18 protein-coding genes are annotated in these 16,899 nt (G+C 56.1%); all 18 read left to right on the forward strand.

The genetic code is table 11. From position 1 onward, the window contains the following. Nucleotides 1–19 precede the first annotated feature (19 nt). Nucleotides 20–232 (forward strand): F0F1 ATP synthase subunit C, encoded by a 213-nt coding sequence (gene atpE, locus ACTVDO_RS03100; RefSeq protein ID WP_033010834.1) that lies wholly within the window; start codon nucleotides 20–22, stop codon nucleotides 230–232. 191 nt (nucleotides 233–423) lie between these two features. Then, nucleotides 424–960, forward strand: a complete 537-nt coding sequence (atpF, locus tag ACTVDO_RS03105) for a F0F1 ATP synthase subunit B (protein ID WP_442901004.1) — start codon at nucleotides 424–426, stop codon at nucleotides 958–960. Further along, the gene (locus ACTVDO_RS03110) at nucleotides 957–1,493 is read left to right on the forward strand and encodes a F0F1 ATP synthase subunit delta (protein ID WP_020961507.1); all 537 of its coding nucleotides are present in this window, start codon (nucleotides 957–959) and stop codon (nucleotides 1,491–1,493) included. Before atpF ends, ACTVDO_RS03110 begins: the two co-directional genes overlap by 4 nt. Before the next feature lie 24 nt (nucleotides 1,494–1,517). Further along, nucleotides 1,518–3,026, forward strand: coding sequence for a F0F1 ATP synthase subunit alpha (atpA, locus tag ACTVDO_RS03115; protein WP_020961506.1), 1,509 nt, complete (start codon nucleotides 1,518–1,520; stop codon nucleotides 3,024–3,026). Nucleotides 3,027–3,092: 66 nt separating this feature from the next. Beyond that, the gene (atpG, locus tag ACTVDO_RS03120; protein WP_020961505.1) at nucleotides 3,093–3,950 is read left to right on the forward strand and encodes an ATP synthase F1 subunit gamma; all 858 of its coding nucleotides are present in this window, start codon (nucleotides 3,093–3,095) and stop codon (nucleotides 3,948–3,950) included. 27 nt (nucleotides 3,951–3,977) lie between these two features. Next, nucleotides 3,978–5,399, forward strand: coding sequence for a F0F1 ATP synthase subunit beta (gene atpD / locus ACTVDO_RS03125; RefSeq protein WP_020961504.1), 1,422 nt, complete (start codon nucleotides 3,978–3,980; stop codon nucleotides 5,397–5,399). Nucleotides 5,400–5,421: 22 nt separating this feature from the next. Next, nucleotides 5,422–5,823, forward strand: a complete 402-nt coding sequence (locus ACTVDO_RS03130) for a F0F1 ATP synthase subunit epsilon (RefSeq protein ID WP_020961503.1) — start codon at nucleotides 5,422–5,424, stop codon at nucleotides 5,821–5,823. Between the two features lie 362 nt (nucleotides 5,824–6,185). Further along, nucleotides 6,186–6,554: an NADH-quinone oxidoreductase subunit A gene (locus tag ACTVDO_RS03135; protein ID WP_020961502.1), complete on the forward strand. Its 369-nt coding sequence runs from the start codon at nucleotides 6,186–6,188 to the stop codon at nucleotides 6,552–6,554. After that, nucleotides 6,545–7,057: a NuoB/complex I 20 kDa subunit family protein gene (locus ACTVDO_RS03140; RefSeq protein WP_008880690.1), complete on the forward strand. Its 513-nt coding sequence runs from the start codon at nucleotides 6,545–6,547 to the stop codon at nucleotides 7,055–7,057. The genes ACTVDO_RS03135 and ACTVDO_RS03140 overlap by 10 nt, the downstream gene beginning before the upstream one ends. Before the next feature lie 3 nt (nucleotides 7,058–7,060). Then, nucleotides 7,061–8,398, forward strand: coding sequence for an NADH-quinone oxidoreductase subunit C (locus tag ACTVDO_RS03145; protein ID WP_020961501.1), 1,338 nt, complete (start codon nucleotides 7,061–7,063; stop codon nucleotides 8,396–8,398). Between the two features lie 3 nt (nucleotides 8,399–8,401). Beyond that, nucleotides 8,402–9,502 (forward strand): NADH-quinone oxidoreductase subunit D, encoded by a 1,101-nt coding sequence (locus tag ACTVDO_RS03150; protein WP_020961500.1) that lies wholly within the window; start codon nucleotides 8,402–8,404, stop codon nucleotides 9,500–9,502. Further along, nucleotides 9,499–10,500: an NADH-quinone oxidoreductase subunit NuoH gene (nuoH, locus tag ACTVDO_RS03155; protein ID WP_020961499.1), complete on the forward strand. Its 1,002-nt coding sequence runs from the start codon at nucleotides 9,499–9,501 to the stop codon at nucleotides 10,498–10,500. The genes ACTVDO_RS03150 and nuoH overlap by 4 nt, the downstream gene beginning before the upstream one ends. Before the next feature lie 117 nt (nucleotides 10,501–10,617). After that, a complete protein-coding gene (gene nuoI, locus ACTVDO_RS03160; RefSeq protein WP_020961498.1) occupies nucleotides 10,618–11,037 on the forward strand; it encodes an NADH-quinone oxidoreductase subunit NuoI in 420 nt (139 codons plus the stop codon). After that, nucleotides 11,034–11,555 carry an NADH-quinone oxidoreductase subunit J gene (locus ACTVDO_RS03165; RefSeq protein ID WP_020961497.1) on the forward strand — a complete coding sequence of 174 codons (522 nt, stop codon included), beginning with the start codon at nucleotides 11,034–11,036 and terminating at the stop codon, nucleotides 11,553–11,555. The genes nuoI and ACTVDO_RS03165 overlap by 4 nt, the downstream gene beginning before the upstream one ends. Continuing rightward, on the forward strand, nucleotides 11,552–11,857 hold the full coding sequence (nuoK, locus tag ACTVDO_RS03170) for an NADH-quinone oxidoreductase subunit NuoK (protein ID WP_442901005.1): 306 nt from the start codon (nucleotides 11,552–11,554) through the stop codon (nucleotides 11,855–11,857). Before ACTVDO_RS03165 ends, nuoK begins: the two co-directional genes overlap by 4 nt. Nucleotides 11,858–11,875: 18 nt before the next feature. Next, the gene (nuoL, locus tag ACTVDO_RS03175) at nucleotides 11,876–13,729 is read left to right on the forward strand and encodes an NADH-quinone oxidoreductase subunit L (protein WP_442901006.1); all 1,854 of its coding nucleotides are present in this window, start codon (nucleotides 11,876–11,878) and stop codon (nucleotides 13,727–13,729) included. After that, nucleotides 13,726–15,303, forward strand: a complete 1,578-nt coding sequence (locus tag ACTVDO_RS03180; protein WP_442901007.1) for an NADH-quinone oxidoreductase subunit M — start codon at nucleotides 13,726–13,728, stop codon at nucleotides 15,301–15,303. The genes nuoL and ACTVDO_RS03180 overlap by 4 nt, the downstream gene beginning before the upstream one ends. A gap of 5 nt (nucleotides 15,304–15,308) precedes the next feature. Next, on the forward strand, nucleotides 15,309–16,802 hold the full coding sequence (nuoN, locus tag ACTVDO_RS03185; protein WP_442901008.1) for an NADH-quinone oxidoreductase subunit NuoN: 1,494 nt from the start codon (nucleotides 15,309–15,311) through the stop codon (nucleotides 16,800–16,802). The last annotated feature ends 97 nt before the right edge of the window (nucleotides 16,803–16,899 follow it).

The raw sequence follows: 16,899 nt of genomic DNA on the forward strand, positions 1-16,899 counted from the left end.
TATAAGGAGGATTTTACAGATGGGTGTATTAGCTGCAGCAATCGCTATTGGTCTTGCCGCACTCGGCGCAGGTATCGGTAACGGTTTAATTGTTTCTCGTACAGTTGAAGGAATTGCACGCCAACCGGAAGCTCGCGGCATGTTGCAAACGACGATGTTTATCGGGGTTGCGCTTGTTGAGGCGATTCCGATCATCGCGGTTGTTATCGCGTTTATGGTGCAAGGACAATAACGGATTGAGGAGCGCTTGTTAACGGAATGTTAACAAGCGCCTTCCACAACAAGGAAAGATCAAAATCATGATGGCGAAGACCATTTGGTAGAAACCTTCGCCATTGCTTTATGTATATGTGCTCGCATAACGGCGCAAGGAGCAAACGGAATGTTCAGTAAGAGACAACGACCGAAAGGAGTGAACGAAGCATGTTGGCACCAGTACAAACATGGGCGCTCGGCGCAACGGCAGGGGCGGTCAACAGTGGAGACATCATTTTTCAGCTTGTCGCTTTCATTCTGTTGATGATCTTGCTCCGCAAATTTGCTTGGGGACCGCTTATGAGCGTCATGAAACAGCGCGAGGAGCATATCGCAAACGAAATCGACCAAGCGGAAAAACACCGCCAAGAAGCGGAAAAACTGTTGGCAGAGCAGCGTGAACTGATGAAGCAATCGCGCCAAGAAGCGCAAACGCTCATTGAAAATGCGCGCAAGCTTGCCGAAGAGCAAAAAGAACAAATCGTCGCCTCGGCCCGTGCGGAAGCGGAACGAGTAAAAGAAGCGGCGAAACAAGAAATCGAGCGTGAAAAAGAACAGGCGATGGCCGCGCTCCGCGAACAAGTGGCTTCGTTGTCTGTCTTCATCGCCTCGAAAGTGATTGAAAAAGAATTGACCGAACAAGACCAGCGCAAGCTGATCCAAGCATACATTAAGGACGTTCAAGAGGTAGGAGGAGCGCGATGAGCCAAGAAGTGATCGCTAAGCGGTATGCGTCCGCTCTGTTTCAAATCGCGCTTGAACAACAGCAGCTAGACCGAATCGAAGAAGATATCCGCGCCGTGCGCCAAGCGTTGGTGGAAAACGGCGAGTTTTTATCGATTCTTTCCAACCCGAAACTTTCCTTGGACAAGAAAAAAGCGCTCGTTCGTGAAGTGTTTGCCGGCGTTTCCACCCCGGTGCAAAACACGCTTTTGCTTCTTCTTGAGCGCCATCGCTTCGGCCTTGTGCCTGAACTGGCAGATCAGTTTGTCGCCCTTGCCAACGATGCGCGCGGCATCGTTGAGGCGACGGCGTATTCGGCCCGGCCGTTGACGGATGAGGAACTGCAGGCGCTTTCTGACGTATTTGCCAAAAAAGTTGGCAAAGAGACGCTCCGCATTGAAAATATCGTCGACCCGGAATTGATTGGCGGCGTGAAGCTGCGCATCGGCAACCGCATTTATGACGGCAGCGTCAGCGGGCAGCTGGAACGGATTCAGCGGCAGCTCATTGGTTAACATTTGGAGACAGGGGTGAAAGGCATGAGCATTCGAGCGGAAGAAATTAGCGCGCTCATTAAGCAGCAGATTGAAAACTACGAATCGCAAATTCAAGTGAGCGATGTTGGCACCGTCATCCAAATCGGTGACGGGATCGCCCGCGTTCACGGGCTTGATAACGTCATGTCCGGCGAGCTTGTCGAATTTGCTAACGGCGTGATGGGCATGGCGCTGAACTTGGAAGAAAACAACGTCGGGATCGTTATTTTAGGTCCGTATACCGGCATTAAAGAAGGCGATGAAGTGCGCCGCACGGGCCGGATTATGGAAGTGCCGGTAGGGGAAGCGCTCATCGGCCGTGTCGTCAACCCGCTCGGTCAGCCGGTTGACGGATTGGGCCCGGTTGAAACGACGGAAACGCGCCCGATCGAAAGCCCGGCGCCGGGTGTTATGGATCGGAAATCGGTGCATGAGCCGTTGCAAACAGGGATTAAAGCGATCGACGCGCTCGTGCCGATCGGCCGCGGTCAGCGTGAGCTCATCATCGGTGACCGGCAAACAGGGAAGACGTCAGTCGCCATTGACACGATTCTCAACCAAAAAGACCAAAATATGATTTGTATTTATGTGGCCATCGGTCAAAAAGAATCGACCGTTCGTACGGTTGTCGAAACGCTCCGCAAACATGGCGCGCTCGACTATACGATCGTCGTCACTGCTTCGGCGTCGCAACCGGCTCCGCTCTTGTTCCTGGCGCCGTATGCGGGCGTATCGATGGGCGAATATTTCATGTATAAAGGCCAACACGTATTGGTGGTTTACGACGACTTGTCGAAACAAGCCGCTGCGTACCGCGAGCTGTCGCTTTTGCTTCGCCGTCCGCCAGGCCGTGAAGCGTATCCGGGGGATGTCTTCTACTTGCACTCCCGCCTGCTCGAGCGCGCGGCGAAATTGAGCGATGCCAAAGGCGCCGGCTCGTTGACCGCGCTTCCGTTCGTCGAAACGCAAGCGGGCGACATCTCCGCTTACATTCCGACGAACGTCATCTCGATCACAGACGGGCAAATTTTCTTGCAATCCGACCTGTTCTTCTCCGGCGTCCGCCCGGCGATCAACGCAGGGTTGTCCGTCTCGCGCGTCGGTGGCGCCGCGCAAATTAAAGCGATGAAAAAAGTATCGGGGACGCTCCGTTTGGACTTGGCCGCATACCGCGAATTAGAAGCGTTCGCCCAATTCGGTTCCGACCTCGATAAAGCGACGCAGGCGAAACTCGCACGCGGGGCGCGCACGGTTGAAGTGCTGAAGCAAGATTTGCATCAGCCGATTCCGGTTGAAAAGCAAGTCGCCATCATTTATGCTCTGACGCGCGGCTTTTTGGATGACATCCCGGTTGAAGATGTGCGCCGTTTCGAAAAAGAACTTTTCTTGTGGCTCGACCAAAACGGGCAGCACTTGCTTGAGCATATCCGGACGACGAAAGACCTTCCGAATGAGGAAGATTTCAATAAAGCGATCGAAGCGTTCAAGAAAACGTTTGTCGTTTCCCAATAAGGCTGACGGGGGCGTTTCGGCCCCCGCACCTGTTAGATCTCGTGCAACAAAAAGGTGGTGAAACCTTTGGCATCGTTACGCGACATTAAAACGCGCATCAATTCGACGAGAAAAACGAGCCAAATCACGAAAGCGATGGAAATGGTCTCGACGTCGAAATTAAACCGCGCGGAGCAAAACGCGAAATCGTTCGTCCCATACATGGAAAAAATGCAGGAAGTCGTGGCCAACGTCTCGCTTGGCGCCGGCGGTGTCTCCCATCCGATGCTCATCTCGCGTCCGGTGAAAAAGACAGGATATTTAGTCATCACATCGGACCGCGGTTTAGCCGGGGCGTACAACAGCAACGTGCTGCGCACCGTCTACCAAACGATTCAGGCGCGCCATACCTCCCCGGACGAGTACGCCATCATCGTCATTGGCCGCGTCGGGTTAAACTTTTTCCGCAAACGGAACATGCCGGTTATTCTCGATATTACCCGCTTGCCGGATCAGCCGTCGTTTGCCGATATTAAGGAGATTGCTAACAAAACGGTCGGGTTGTTCGCCGATGGCACGTTTGATGAACTATATATGTACTATAACCATTACGTGAGCGCCATCCAACAAGATGTGACAGAACGGAAGCTGCTCCCGCTCACCGATTTGGCTGACAATCAGCAGCGCACGGTGTACGAATTTGAACCGTCGCAAGAGGAAATTTTGGACGTCTTGTTGCCGCAGTACGCGGAGAGCCTTATTTACGGCGCGTTGCTCGATGCGAAAGCGAGCGAACACGCCGCCCGGATGACAGCGATGAAGAACGCGACCGACAACGCGCATGAACTCATTCGCACGTTGACGCTTTCCTACAACCGCGCTCGCCAAGCTTCGATCACGCAAGAAATTACGGAAATTGTCGCCGGGGCAAACGCCTTGCAATAGCGGACTAGCAAGTTAGGAGGGAAAACGATGACAAGAGGACGCGTTATTCAAGTCATGGGTCCGGTTGTAGACGTCAAGTTCGAAAACGGCCACTTGCCGGCCATCTACAACGCCCTGAAAATTCAACATCAAGCGCGCAACGAAAACGAAGTCGATATCGACTTGACATTGGAAGTCGCCTTGCATCTTGGCGATGATACAGTACGGACGATCGCGATGGCATCGACCGACGGCTTGATCCGCGGCATGGAAGTCGTCGATACCGGGGCGCCGATTTCGGTACCGGTTGGCGATGTCACGCTTGGCCGCGTGTTTAACGTCTTGGGCGAGCCGATCGATTTGCAGGACGAGATCCCGGCTGAAGCCCGTCGTGACCCGATTCACCGTCCGGCGCCAAAATTCGATGAACTGGCGACGGAAGTCGAAATTTTGGAAACCGGGATTAAAGTCGTCGACTTGCTCGCCCCGTATATCAAAGGTGGTAAGATCGGCTTGTTCGGCGGTGCCGGCGTAGGGAAAACGGTCTTGATCCAAGAGCTGATCCATAACATCGCCCAAGAGCACGGCGGGATTTCCGTTTTCGCTGGTGTCGGTGAACGGACGCGTGAAGGGAACGACTTGTACCATGAAATGAAAGATTCCGGCGTTATTAGCAAAACGGCCATGGTGTTCGGACAAATGAACGAGCCGCCGGGCGCGCGGATGCGCGTTGCGTTGACCGGCTTGACGATGGCTGAATATTTCCGCGATGAGCAAGGGCAAGACGTATTGCTCTTTATCGATAACATTTTCCGTTTCACACAGGCCGGCTCCGAAGTATCGGCGTTGTTAGGCCGCATGCCGTCGGCCGTTGGTTATCAGCCGACATTGGCGACGGAGATGGGCCAGCTGCAAGAGCGGATCACGTCAACAGCAACAGGCTCGATCACCTCAATCCAGGCGATTTACGTTCCGGCCGACGACTATACAGACCCGGCTCCGGCGACGACGTTCTCGCACTTGGATGCGACGACAAACTTGGAGCGGAAGCTCGCCGAGATGGGGATTTATCCGGCCGTTGACCCGCTTGCTTCGACATCGCGCGCGCTGGCGCCGGAAATTGTCGGTGAAGAGCATTACCAAGTTGCCCGCCGCGTACAGCAAACATTGCAGCGCTATAAAGAGCTGCAAGACATTATCGCCATCTTAGGGATGGACGAACTGTCCGATGAAGACAAGCTCGTCGTCCACCGCGCCCGCCGCATTCAATTTTTCTTATCGCAAAACTTCCACGTGGCGGAACAGTTCACGGGCCAACCGGGTTCGTACGTGCCGGTGAAGGAAACGGTGCGCGGCTTTAAAGAAATTTTGGAGGGCAAATACGACCACCTTCCGGAAGATGCGTTCCGCTTAGTCGGCCGCATTGAAGAAGTGGTTGAAAAAGCGAAAGCCATGGGCGTCGAAGTGTGACCCGGGATAGGGGGATTGGACAATGAAAACGATCCATGTGAGCGTCGTCACTCCTGATGGCCCGGTGTACGAAGGCGATGTCGAAATGGTGAGCGTGAAGGCGAAAAGCGGGGAGCTCGGCATTTTGCCGGGGCACATTCCGCTTGTCGCCCCGCTCGAGATCAGCGCGGCCCGTCTGAAGAAGGACGGCAAAACGGACTATGTTGCGGTTAGCGGCGGCTTTATCGAAGTCCGCCCGGACAACGTGACCATTTTGGCCCAAGCTGCTGAGCGGGCGGAAGACATTGATGTCCTTCGCGCCAAAGCGGCAAAAGAGCGGGCGGAACGCCGCTTGCAAAGCCAACAGGATGATATTGACTTCAGGCGGGCCGAACTGGCGCTAAAACGCGCCTTGAATCGCTTGAATGTTTCTGAAATGAGATAAGCAGAGGAGCGAATGCCCCTCTGCTTTTTTTGCTGTTTGGCTAGTCGAAAGCGAAGGATGAAGGCCATAGGGCGATGACTTTCCCGCCTGTCCAGTGGCGCCTGCCAACGGAGATAGACACGTCGTTTTCCCGTCTCGTTTCCCCCTCCCATTGTCTTCATCCGTTTTGCTCCCTTGAAGCGGACGATCCTATTTGTCTTTGTGCGATCGGCATCGGCGCTTTGCCATCGTGTTGACAGGGATAATCTGAAGTTTTGCTGACACGTCTGGATATAAATGTTATAATAGATTCGAAGAAATTGTTTAAAAATTTCAATATTAACAACATACGTATGTAGTAAACCGGGAAGGGGGCGGGCTTATTGAGCAACATTTATGCCAACAGTTATTTGATTGTCTTTGTCTTTCTTTGCCTTGGGGTGCTGCTGCCAATCGGGGCGCTTACGGCCGGACGCTTGTTGCGGCCGCACGTGCCGGACGAGGAGAAGGCTACGACTTATGAAAGCGGTAACATCCCATTTCATGACTCGCGCATCCAATTCCAAGTCCGTTATTACTTGTTTGCCTTGCTATTTGTTATTTTTGACGTCGAGACAGTGTTTTTATACCCGTGGGCGGTCGTTTACGACCAACTCGGCTTGTTTGCTTTAGTGGAAATGATCATTTTCATCGTTTTGCTTGCCATTGGCCTCATTTATGCCTGGAAAAAGAAGGTGTTACGATGGATGTAAAATGGGATGGCATGACGTTTGACGAAATGGAAGAAGTAAAGCGCAACGTGTTTTTTACGACGTTGGAACAGTTAAAAGGGTGGGCGCGAAGCAATTCGCTCTGGCCGCTGACGTTCGGTCTCGCCTGTTGCGCGATTGAAATGATGGCGGTCGGCGGCGCTCATTACGACCTTGATCGGTTCGGCTCGTTTTTCCGCGCCTCACCACGGCAATCAGACGTTATGATCGTCTCCGGAACGGTGACGAAAAAAATGGCGCCGCTTTTGCGCCGGTTGTACGATCAAATGCCGGAGCCGAAATGGGTGATCGCCATGGGATCATGCGCGACAGCCGGCGGACCGTATGTGAAATCGTACAGCGTCGTTAAAGGGGTTGACCAAATCGTCCCGGTCGACGTGTACATACCCGGCTGTCCACCAAACCCGGCGGCGCTTATTTACGGCATTCATAAACTAAAAGAAAAAATCCGCTTGGAAGCCAAAACGGGGAAGAAGGTGTTGTAACCGATGGATGAGGAAAAAGATTTGGCCCAGCGAAAAAGAGAAGCGGCCGAGCGGGCGAAGCAGCTGGCGCGCGAACGGCTGGCCGCCAAGCAGGCGGCCGAACAGGCCAAGTCGGCCGACAGTCCTCCCGCCGACGGTGTGAAAACACCTTCGGATTCGTCTGCCAGCCCGGCAAACAAAGAGTCGGATGTGGCGCAACCAGCATCAGCTGAAGATCTCGCAGCAGCGAAAAAACGGGCCGCGGAAGAAGCGCGAGCGAAGGCAGCCGAACTGCGCCGTCAGCGCGAGGCGTCAGCGTCGGGTGCGACAGGCGACGACCTTGAGGCGGCGAAGAAGAAAGCGGCGGAAGAAGCGCGGGCGAAGGCAGCCGAACTGCGCCGTCAGCGCGAGGCGTCAGCGTCGGGTGCGACAGGCGACGACCTTGAGGCGGCGAAGAAGAAAGCGGCGGAAGAAGCGCGGGCGAAGGCAGCCGAGCTGCGGCGACAGCGTGAGGCATCGGCGTCGGGTGCGACAGGCGACGACCTTGAGGCGGCGAAGAAGAAAGCGGCGGAAGAAGCGCGGGCGAAAGCAGCCGAACTGCGCCGTCAGCGTGAGGCGTCAGCGTCGGGTGCGACAGGCGACGACCTTGAGGCGGCGAAGAAAAAGGCGGCAGCGGCAGCGAAAGCCAAGGCGGCGGCACTGGCCAAACAAAAGGCCGCTGAAGCGGCGGGAAGCGACGATGAGCTGGCGAAACAAAAAGCGGCGGCCGCCGCGAAGGCGAAAGCGGCCGCCGCGGCGGCAAAAGCAAAAGCAGCGGCCGCCGCCCGCGCGAAGGCCGGAGCCGCTAAAGCGGGGGACGGAGCGGAGAAACCGTCTTCCCCGTCGCCGAACGATCCGCTGCTTCAAAAATATGTCCGCGTCATTCAGGAACATCTCGGGCCGGACGTGCTGGAAGACGCATATGTCAACAGGCTGGCCAAAGACGTACCGACCCTTGTTGTTAACAAGGAATCGTACTACAAAGTGGCCGAGTTTTTAAAATACAATGAACAGCTTCGGTTTGACTATTTGTCCGAGCTGCACGGCACCGATTTTCAAACGCATATGGAAGTGTATGTCCACTTGTACTCGTACCCGAATCGACAGCCAGTAGCGCTCAAAGTGAAAATCGAGCGCGACAACCCGGAAATCGATTCGCTCGTCCCGCTTTGGCCCGGGGCGAACTGGCCGGAATGCGAAGCGTACGACTTGCTTGGCATCCGATTCCGCGGCCACCCGAACTTAATCCGCATCTTCCTCGGGGAGCAATGGGTCGGGCATCCGCTGCGCAAAGATTACGAGCCGTATGATGCGGAGGTGTGAACGATGCTGCGCACAGAAGAAATGATTTTAAACGTCGGCCCCCAACACCCGAGCACGCACGGGGTGTTCCGCCTCATTTTAAAAATTGATGGTGAAATCATCCAAGAAGCGACGCCGGTCATCGGTTACTTGCACCGGGGGACGGAAAAAATCGCCGAAGGGCTCCAATATACGCAAATCATCCCGTACACCGACCGGATGGACTATTTGTCGGCGATGACGAACAACTATGTGCTTTGCCATGCGGTCGAAACGATGATGGGCATTGAAGTGCCGGAGCGGGCCGAGTATTTGCGCGTTCTTGCCATGGAGCTCGGGCGGGTCGCCAGCCACCTCGTCTGGTGGGGGACGTATTTGCTTGACCTTGGCGCGACGAGCCCGTTTTTGTACGCGTTCCGCGAGCGCGAAATGATTATTAATCTATTAAATGAGCTGTCCGGGGCGCGGCTGACGTTCAACTATATGCGCATCGGCGGCGTCAAATGGGACGCGCCGGACGGCTGGATCGACAAAGTGAAGCAGTTCGTCCCGTACATGCGCGAAAAATTGGCCGGCTACCACGACCTTGTCACCGGCAACGAAATTTTCCGCGAACGCGTGACAGGCGTCGGGCGGTATACGAAAGAAGAAGCGATCAGCTATTCGCTGAGCGGCGTCAACTTGCGGTCGACCGGCGTCAAATGGGATTTGCGCAAAGATGAGCCGTACTCGATCTATGACCGCTTCGAGTTCGACGTGCCGGTGCGAGAAGGCGGCGATTGCCTCGCCCGCTATGAATGCCGGATGGCGGAAATGGAACAGTCGCTCCGCATCATCGAGCAAGCGTGCGAGCAGTTTCCGGCTGACGGGCCGATCATCGGGAAAGTGCCGCGCATTATTAAGGCGCCGCCGGGTGAGACGTTTGTCCGCATCGAGGCGCCGCGCGGCGAGATCGGCTGCTATATTGCGAGCGACGGAAAAAAAGAGCCGTACCGCCTCAAGTTCCGGCGCCCGTCGTTTTACAATTTGCAAATACTCCCGAAGCTGCTCAAAGGGGAAAACTTGGCCAATGTCATCGCCATTCTCGGATCGATTGACATTGTGCTCGGGGAGGTCGATGGATGATGGAGCAATGGCTCGAATCGGCGCCAAGCTGGACGAACGCCGCCGTCTTTTTCGGACTTGGAGCGCTTTTGTTGGCGACAGTGCTCGGGTTCGTTACGTACGGCATTTTGGCCGAACGGAAAGTGATGGGATTTATGCAAGGGCGCATCGGCCCGAACCAAGTCGGCGGCCGCCTGGGGCTTTTGCAAACCGTCGCTGACGTATTAAAGCTGCTGCTAAAGGAAGATACGATTCCGAAAGCGGCTGATCGTCCGCTGTACATGTTGGCGCCGATCATCGCCTTTACGCCGTCGTTTATGGTGTTGGCGGTGCTGCCGTTTACCGAGTCGTTCCGGTTTGCCGATATCGGCGTCGGCCTTTTGTATTATATTGCCGTTTCCGGTTTGACCACAGTCGGGGTTGTCGCCGGCGGCTGGGCGTCAAACAACAAATACGCCCTGCTTGGCGGCATGCGCGCGGCGGCGCAAATGATTTCGTATGAGATTCCGCTCGTCATGTCGGCGCTTGGTGTCGTGCTGTTGGCCGGAAGCATGAACTTAGTGGACATCGTCGAAGCGCAGGACGACGTATGGTTCATTTTCGCCCAACCGCTCGCCTTTTTGATTTTCTTTATTGCAGCGGTAGCCGAATTGAACCGGGTGCCGTTTGACTTGCCGGAGGCAGAATCTGAGCTCGTCGCCGGCTTTCACGTCGAATATTCCGGATTCCGCTGGGCGTTTTTCATGCTTGCTGAGTATGTGTACATGTTTGCCATGGCGGCGCTGATCACGATTTTGTTTCTTGGCGGCTGGCATCCGGTCGCATTTCTCGGCTGGATTCCTGGAGCGGTTTGGTTTGCGCTGAAGTTTTGTGCGGTCATCTTTGTCTTGATTTGGTTCCGCGCGACGTTCCCGCGCGTGCGCGCCGACCAGCTGATGGAGTTTGCCTGGAAAGTGTTGCTCCCGCTTTCGCTCGTCAATATCGTGTTGACGGCCGTTATAAAATCGTTGTTCTTCTAAACGAACGGGGTCCCGCCTTGCTGGGGAGGCGACCCGCCGCCCATAGGCACGGCTCCGTGGTGTTCGGAGCCCGTGGCCGTACCGGAACGTTATTTTTCCCACGAGAGGGGTAGACGGATGATCGGGTTAGTGAAAGGATTAGCGTATACGTTAAAAGAGTTGACGCGCGAAAAGGTGACATACGATTACCCGCACGAGCCGCTCCCGCTCCCGGATCGGTTTCGCGGCATCCAAAAGTTTTATCCGGAAAAGTGCATCGTCTGCAACCAGTGCATGAACATTTGTCCGACCGAATGCATTCAGCTGACGGGGAAAAAACATCCCGATCCGACGAAAAAAGGGAAAGTGATTGACACGTACAACATTAACTTTGAAATTTGCATTTTATGCGATTTGTGCACGGAAGTATGCCCGACGGAAGCGATCGTCATGACGAACAACTTCGAACTCGCTGAATATAGCCGCGACGCCCTGTATAAAGATTTGACCTGGCTTGATGAAAACGACACGAACGTCAGAAGGGAGAATAAGCCGTGAGCGGAACCGACATTGCTTTTTTCCTGCTCGCCCTTGCAGCCATTGCCGGCGGGGTGACGATGCTCCAATTGACGAACGTCGTCCATATGGTCATCGCCCTCGTCATGACGTTTTTGGGCATCGCCGGGCTGTATGTCTTGCTCTCCGCCGAGTTCGTCGCCGTCGTGCAAGTGCTCATTTATTCCGGGGCTATCACCATCATTATGCTGTTTGCCATCATGTTGACCCGTCATCATGGCGATGACGCGGAGCGCCAAACGGCGGTTGGCATCTGGCATAAAGCGGTCGTTGCCGTCTCTGTCCTCGCCTTTGGCCTTGCTGTTTACTTTGGCATCCGCCGTCTTGATTTTGGGGCTGACGGCAGCGCGCTCGCGGCTGATAACGCGAGGGAGATCGGCAAATGGCTGTATTCGTATTATACGATTCCGTTTGAAATCGTGTCCGTCATTTTGCTTGTCGCCTTGATCGGGGCGATCGTGCTGGCGAGAAAAGACGGCAAGGAGGCGGAAGACGAATGACATTATCGGCTTATTTGGCGTTGGCGCTTATCTTATTTTGCATTGGGCTGTACGGAGCGCTGACGAAACGAAATACGGTCATCGTCCTCATTTGCATCGAGCTTATGTTAAATGCGGTCAACATCAACTTCGTCGCGTTTGCCAAATACGGCCCCCATCCCGGCGTTCACGGGCACGTGTTCGCGTTGTTTGCGATCGCCATAGCGGCGGCGGAGGTGGCTGTCGGCTTGGCGGCGCTCATCGCCTTTTACCGCAACCGTAAAACGGTTCAAGTCGATGAAGCCAATTCATTGAAACATTAGAAAAGGGGATGGGGAAAGATGATGAACCTAGCTTGGGTTGTGCCGCTGTTCCCGCTTTGTTCGTTTTTGTTGTTGCTGTTGTTCGGGCGGAAATGGGGGAAAGCGAGCGCCTACGTCGGCATCGCTGCCACGTTTCTGTCGCTGCTGGCGGCCATCGCTGTGCTCGTTGGCCGCCTTGGCGGGGCAACGCATGAAGTGAACTGGACATGGATGACCATCGGCGACGTGACGCTCACAGCCGGGGTTTCTGTTACAGCGTTAAACGCATGGATGCTCGCGGTCGTCGCGTTTGTCAGCTGGCTCGTCCATATTTACTCGCAAGGGTATATGGCGGGGGACGAACGGTTTTCGACTTTTTATGCGTACTTAGGGCTGTTTACGTTTGCGATGCTCGGGCTTGTGCTGTCGCCGAACTTGCTGCAGGCGTACATCTTCTGGGAGCTCGTCGGGCTCGGTTCGTTTTTGCTGATCGGTTTTTACTTCTATAAAGAAGAAGCAAAAGCAGCAGCGAAAAAGGCGTTCATTATGACGCGTATCGGCGATGTCGGCTTTTTCATCGGCATAATGCTCTTGTTTTGGCAGACGAAAAGCTTTGATTACGACGACATTTTCCGCGCCGTCGGCGACGGCACACTGTCGCCGGACATGACGACCCTGACGGCTATTCTCATTTTTATTGGCGCCATCGGCAAGTCCGGGCAGTTTCCGCTCCATACGTGGCTCCCGGATGCGATGGAAGGACCGACGCCGGTGTCGGCGCTCATCCATGCCGCGACAATGGTGGCGGCTGGGGTGTACCTCGTCGCCGCGTTGTTCCCGCTCTTTGAGGCAAGCGAAGCGGCCATGATGACCGTGGCTGTGATCGGCGGGGTGACGGCGATTTTCGCCGCGACGATCGGCTTGGTGCAGACGGACATTAAACGGGTTCTTGCCTATTCGACGGTCAGCCAGCTCGGCTATATGATGCTTGCGCTCGGATCCGGCAGTTATGTCGCCGCCATCTTCCATTTAACGACGCACGCCTTTTTCAAAGCGTTGCTCTTTTTGGCCGCCGGCAGCGTCATTCACGCCGTTCATACGCAAAACATTGAAGAGATGGGCGGGCTTTGGCGGCGGCTGCCGTGGACCGCGCCGCTCTTTTTGGTCGGGGCGCTATCGATCAGCGGCGTTCCGCTGTTTGCCGGCTTTTTCAGCAAGGACGAAATTTTAGCGGCGGCTTGGGCGAACGGGCCGGTCGAGCTCTTTTGGCTCGCGGTTGCCGCGGCGCTGCTGACGTCGTTTTATATGTTCCGGCTCTTTTTCCTCGTCTTTGCGGGACCGGCGCGTCACCAAGGCGAGGCGCATGAAGCGCCGGCGTCCATGGTCGGGCCGATGGTGGTGCTCGGCGTGTTGTCGATCGCTTCCGGGTACATTCAAACGCCGTGGTTTGGCTCGTTCCTCGGTGAGTGGCTGACCGATGGGACTTACCATCATGAAGCGGCGCCGGGGTGGCTCGCCGTTGTGGCGACAACTGTGTCGCTTGCCGGGATTCTCCTTGCCTGGCTCATGTACGGAAAGCGGACCGTGCCGCGCGACTGGTTGTCCGCGCGCACGCCGCACGTGTACGAATTGCTGCGCCACCACTATTACATTGACGACCTCTACCGGTGGACGGTTGTAGCGTTTGTGTCATTCCTTAGCCGCCTGTTGGCGTATGTCGACCGCTTCCTTGTCGAAGGGCTCGCCCGGCTGGCTGCCGGCATCGTCGGCACGGCTGCGTCCGCCGGCTCGCGTGGACAAAACGGGCAAGCGCAGACATATGGGGCGGTGACGGTGGCCGGACTGGCCATTTTGGTCGTCATCTTCGCGTTGACAGGGGGGAACTGGCTATGATCTTTTTGTCGCTGCTCGTTTTTTCACCGCTGTTAGGCATCCTTTTGCTGGCGTTTGTCCGCCGGACGGATACGAAAACGATTCAATGGCTTGGCACCGCCGCCACCGTACCGCCGTTATTGTTGGCACTGTTTGCGTTCATCCAGTCATGGCGCGGCTTTCCTCTTGAGCAGCTCGATGAGGCGCGCGATTGGGTGCGGCTCGCCAACCTTCCGTTTTTAACAGACGCGGCGTATGTGATCCGTTATGAGCTTGGCATTGACGGGCTGTCGCTTGTGTTTATCGTCCTGACTGCTGTGTTGGGGACATTGGCCGCTGTCGCGTCCGTGCTGATCAAAACGGAGAAAAAAGGATATTTTATGTGGCTGCTCGCGCTTGAAATTGGCATGCTTGGCGTGTTTGCCGCCGCCAACTTCATCTGGTTTTTCCTCTTCCTCGAAGTGACGCTGGTTGCCATGTTTTTGCTCGTCGGCAAATGGGGCGGGTTTGAGCGCGAACGGGCGGCATACGGCTACTTGCTGTACAATGGGCTCGGCTCGGCGCTGTTGCTGATTGTCATTGCCGTGCTTGTCGCCCGCACCGGAACAGCAAATTTCGCGCTCCTTCATGAAATGTTACATAATCCGGTCGCCCAAGGGCAGCTGATCGCCCCGTTGACGGCAGAAGCGCGTCATTGGCTGCTTGGCGGGTTGCTGTTGGCGTTTGCCGTCAAGCTGCCGGCTGTTCCGCTTCATCGCTGGCTCATCCGCGTTCACGTCGAAGCGCCGCCGCCGGTCGTTATGCTCCACGCCGGAGTGTTGCTGAAAATTGCGGCATACGGGATGATCCGCTTCGGGATCGGCCTGTTTCCGGGTGAGTTTCGCACGTTTGCCGGCGCCATTGCGGTGTTGGGGGTCGTCAATGTGCTATACGGAGCGCTGTTGGCGCTCCGGCAGCGCGAGCTGAAACATGTGCTCGCCTATTCGAGCGTATCGCATATGGGGGTCGTGCTCGTCGGTCTTGGCGCGCTCAATGAGGCCGGCATTCAAGGAGCAGTGTTTCAGTCGGTCGCCCACGGGCTGATTGCCGCCTTGTCGTTTTTGCTCGTCGGCGTTCTCGCCAACCGGATCGGAACGACCGACATCAACCGGCTTGGCGGGCTGGCGAAAGCGATGCCGCTTTTTTCCGGGTATTTGCTAACCGCGGCGCTCGCCCTGCTTGGACTGCCGGGGCTTGCCGGATTTGTCGGCGAATTCACTGCTTTTCTCGGACTGTTTGCAACGAAGCCGGCGCTGGCGGCGGCCGGGGCACTCGGGTTGATTTTCGCCGCCGTTTATTCGCTGCGGGCCATTCTTGACATCACGTTTGGCCGCGCCCGCGAACGATATGAATCGGCGTTGGGCCTGCACGGGTCGCAAGAGTCTGCGGCGGGTTTGGGTGAGCCGCGAGGGGATGCAATCGATTTACAAGCGAAAGAAGCCGTGCCGGCGTTCGTCCTCGTCGTCTTGATCGTGGCGGTCGGCGTGTATCCGCAGTTATTGGCCGGGCCGCTTGCCGCCGTGCTGGAGACGATGATGAACGGGTTAGGGGGTTGATCGACATGAACGATGTGTGGCAAGCAAATTGGAGCATGATGACACCCGAATGGATCGTTCTCACGGCGGCGGTCGTGCTGTTATTGATTGACTTGGCCATGCCGAAGGAGCGAAGCCGCCGCCCGCTCGCCTGGGGCGCAGCGGCGGCAGCTGTGGTCGCATTGGCGGTGACGGCGGCAATGATTCCGGCCGAGCCGGTTTCAATTTTGCACGATACGTTCCGGCTTGATGGCTTTGCGAAAGCGTTCAAGCTCATCTTGCTAGCCGGCGGGGCGCTCGCTCTTCTCCTTGTCGCCGAGTGGGAGCCGAAAGAGGGCGGCCGCTATCGTGGTGAATTTGTCTACATGATGCTGTTTGCTTTGCTTGGGGCGATGATGGTGGCTTCAAGCGGCGATTTGTTGACGCTGTTTGTCAGCATCGAGCTGCTTACGGTCTCGTCCTACATTTTGGCCGGCTTGCGCAAAACGGCAACGGCGTCGAACGAGGCGGCGCTCAAATATGTGATTAACGGCGGCATCGCCACCGCCATCATGCTGTTTGGCATGAGCTATGTATTCGGTTTGACCGGAACGACGAATCTCGGCGATATGGCGCGCCGGCTGCAGGAGACGAACGAGACGTACATGCTCGCTTTGGCCTTCCTTCTGTTGTTGATTGGCGTTTCGTTTAAGCTGGCGACCGTCCCGTTCCATATGTGGGCGCCGGACGTGTACGAAGGGGCGCCCGTTCCGGCGACGGCGTTTTTCAGCGTCGTATCGAAAACAGCCGGCTTCGTTCTCCTTCTCCGCCTGTTTGTGACGATGTTTGCCGCCGCGCCGGCAGAAGGACGGGACCCGTCATCACTCTTGCTGTCGATGCAGCCCGTCATCGCCGTGCTGGCCGGACTGACGATGATCATCGGCAACGTCGTGGCGCTTCGGCAGCGGAGCTTAAAGCGGCTCCTCGCCTACTCGAGCATCGCCCATGCCGGCTACTTGCTCGCCGGGTTTGCCGCGATGTCATGGACGATGATCGATTCGCTTTGGATTTACTTGCTCGCCTATGTGTTTATGAACATTGGAGCGTTTGCCATCGTGGCGCATATCGTCAACGAAACCGGCTCTGATGATTTGGCCGGGCTCGCCGGTTTATACCGGCACCGTCCGCTCTTGGCAGCGGCACTCGGCTTGTTTTTGCTCTCGCTCGCCGGCATTCCGGGGACGGCCGGATTCATCGCCAAGCTCTATTTGTTCATCGGCCTTGTCGTGACCGAACCGGGCCATTACGTGCTGGCTGCGGTGATGGCGATCACGACCGTCATCTCGTACGTGTACTATTTCAACTTGCTCGTTCAGCTCTTTTTCCGCCCGGCTTCTCTCGCGCCATTGCGCCGCTTGCCGGCGGGATTGTCGACCGCTGTGGTCCTTTGCGCGCTCGGAACGCTGGCGGTCGGTTGGGCGCCGGGGCTTGCGTACGATGTGCTCGCCCAATTCGGGCATTTTGGTGATTTTTTGCCGTAACGGTACAATAAGGGGAGAGGAACGCCTCTCCTCTTTTTTGTTAAACAGGGGGTACGGAATTCCTTTATCGAGGGCAACAATGAGAGAAAATGAGGCG

Origin of the sequence: Geobacillus sp. BK01 (genome assembly GCF_052220245.1) — a bacterium.
Classification (GTDB): Bacteria; Bacillota; Bacilli; order Bacillales; family Anoxybacillaceae; genus Geobacillus.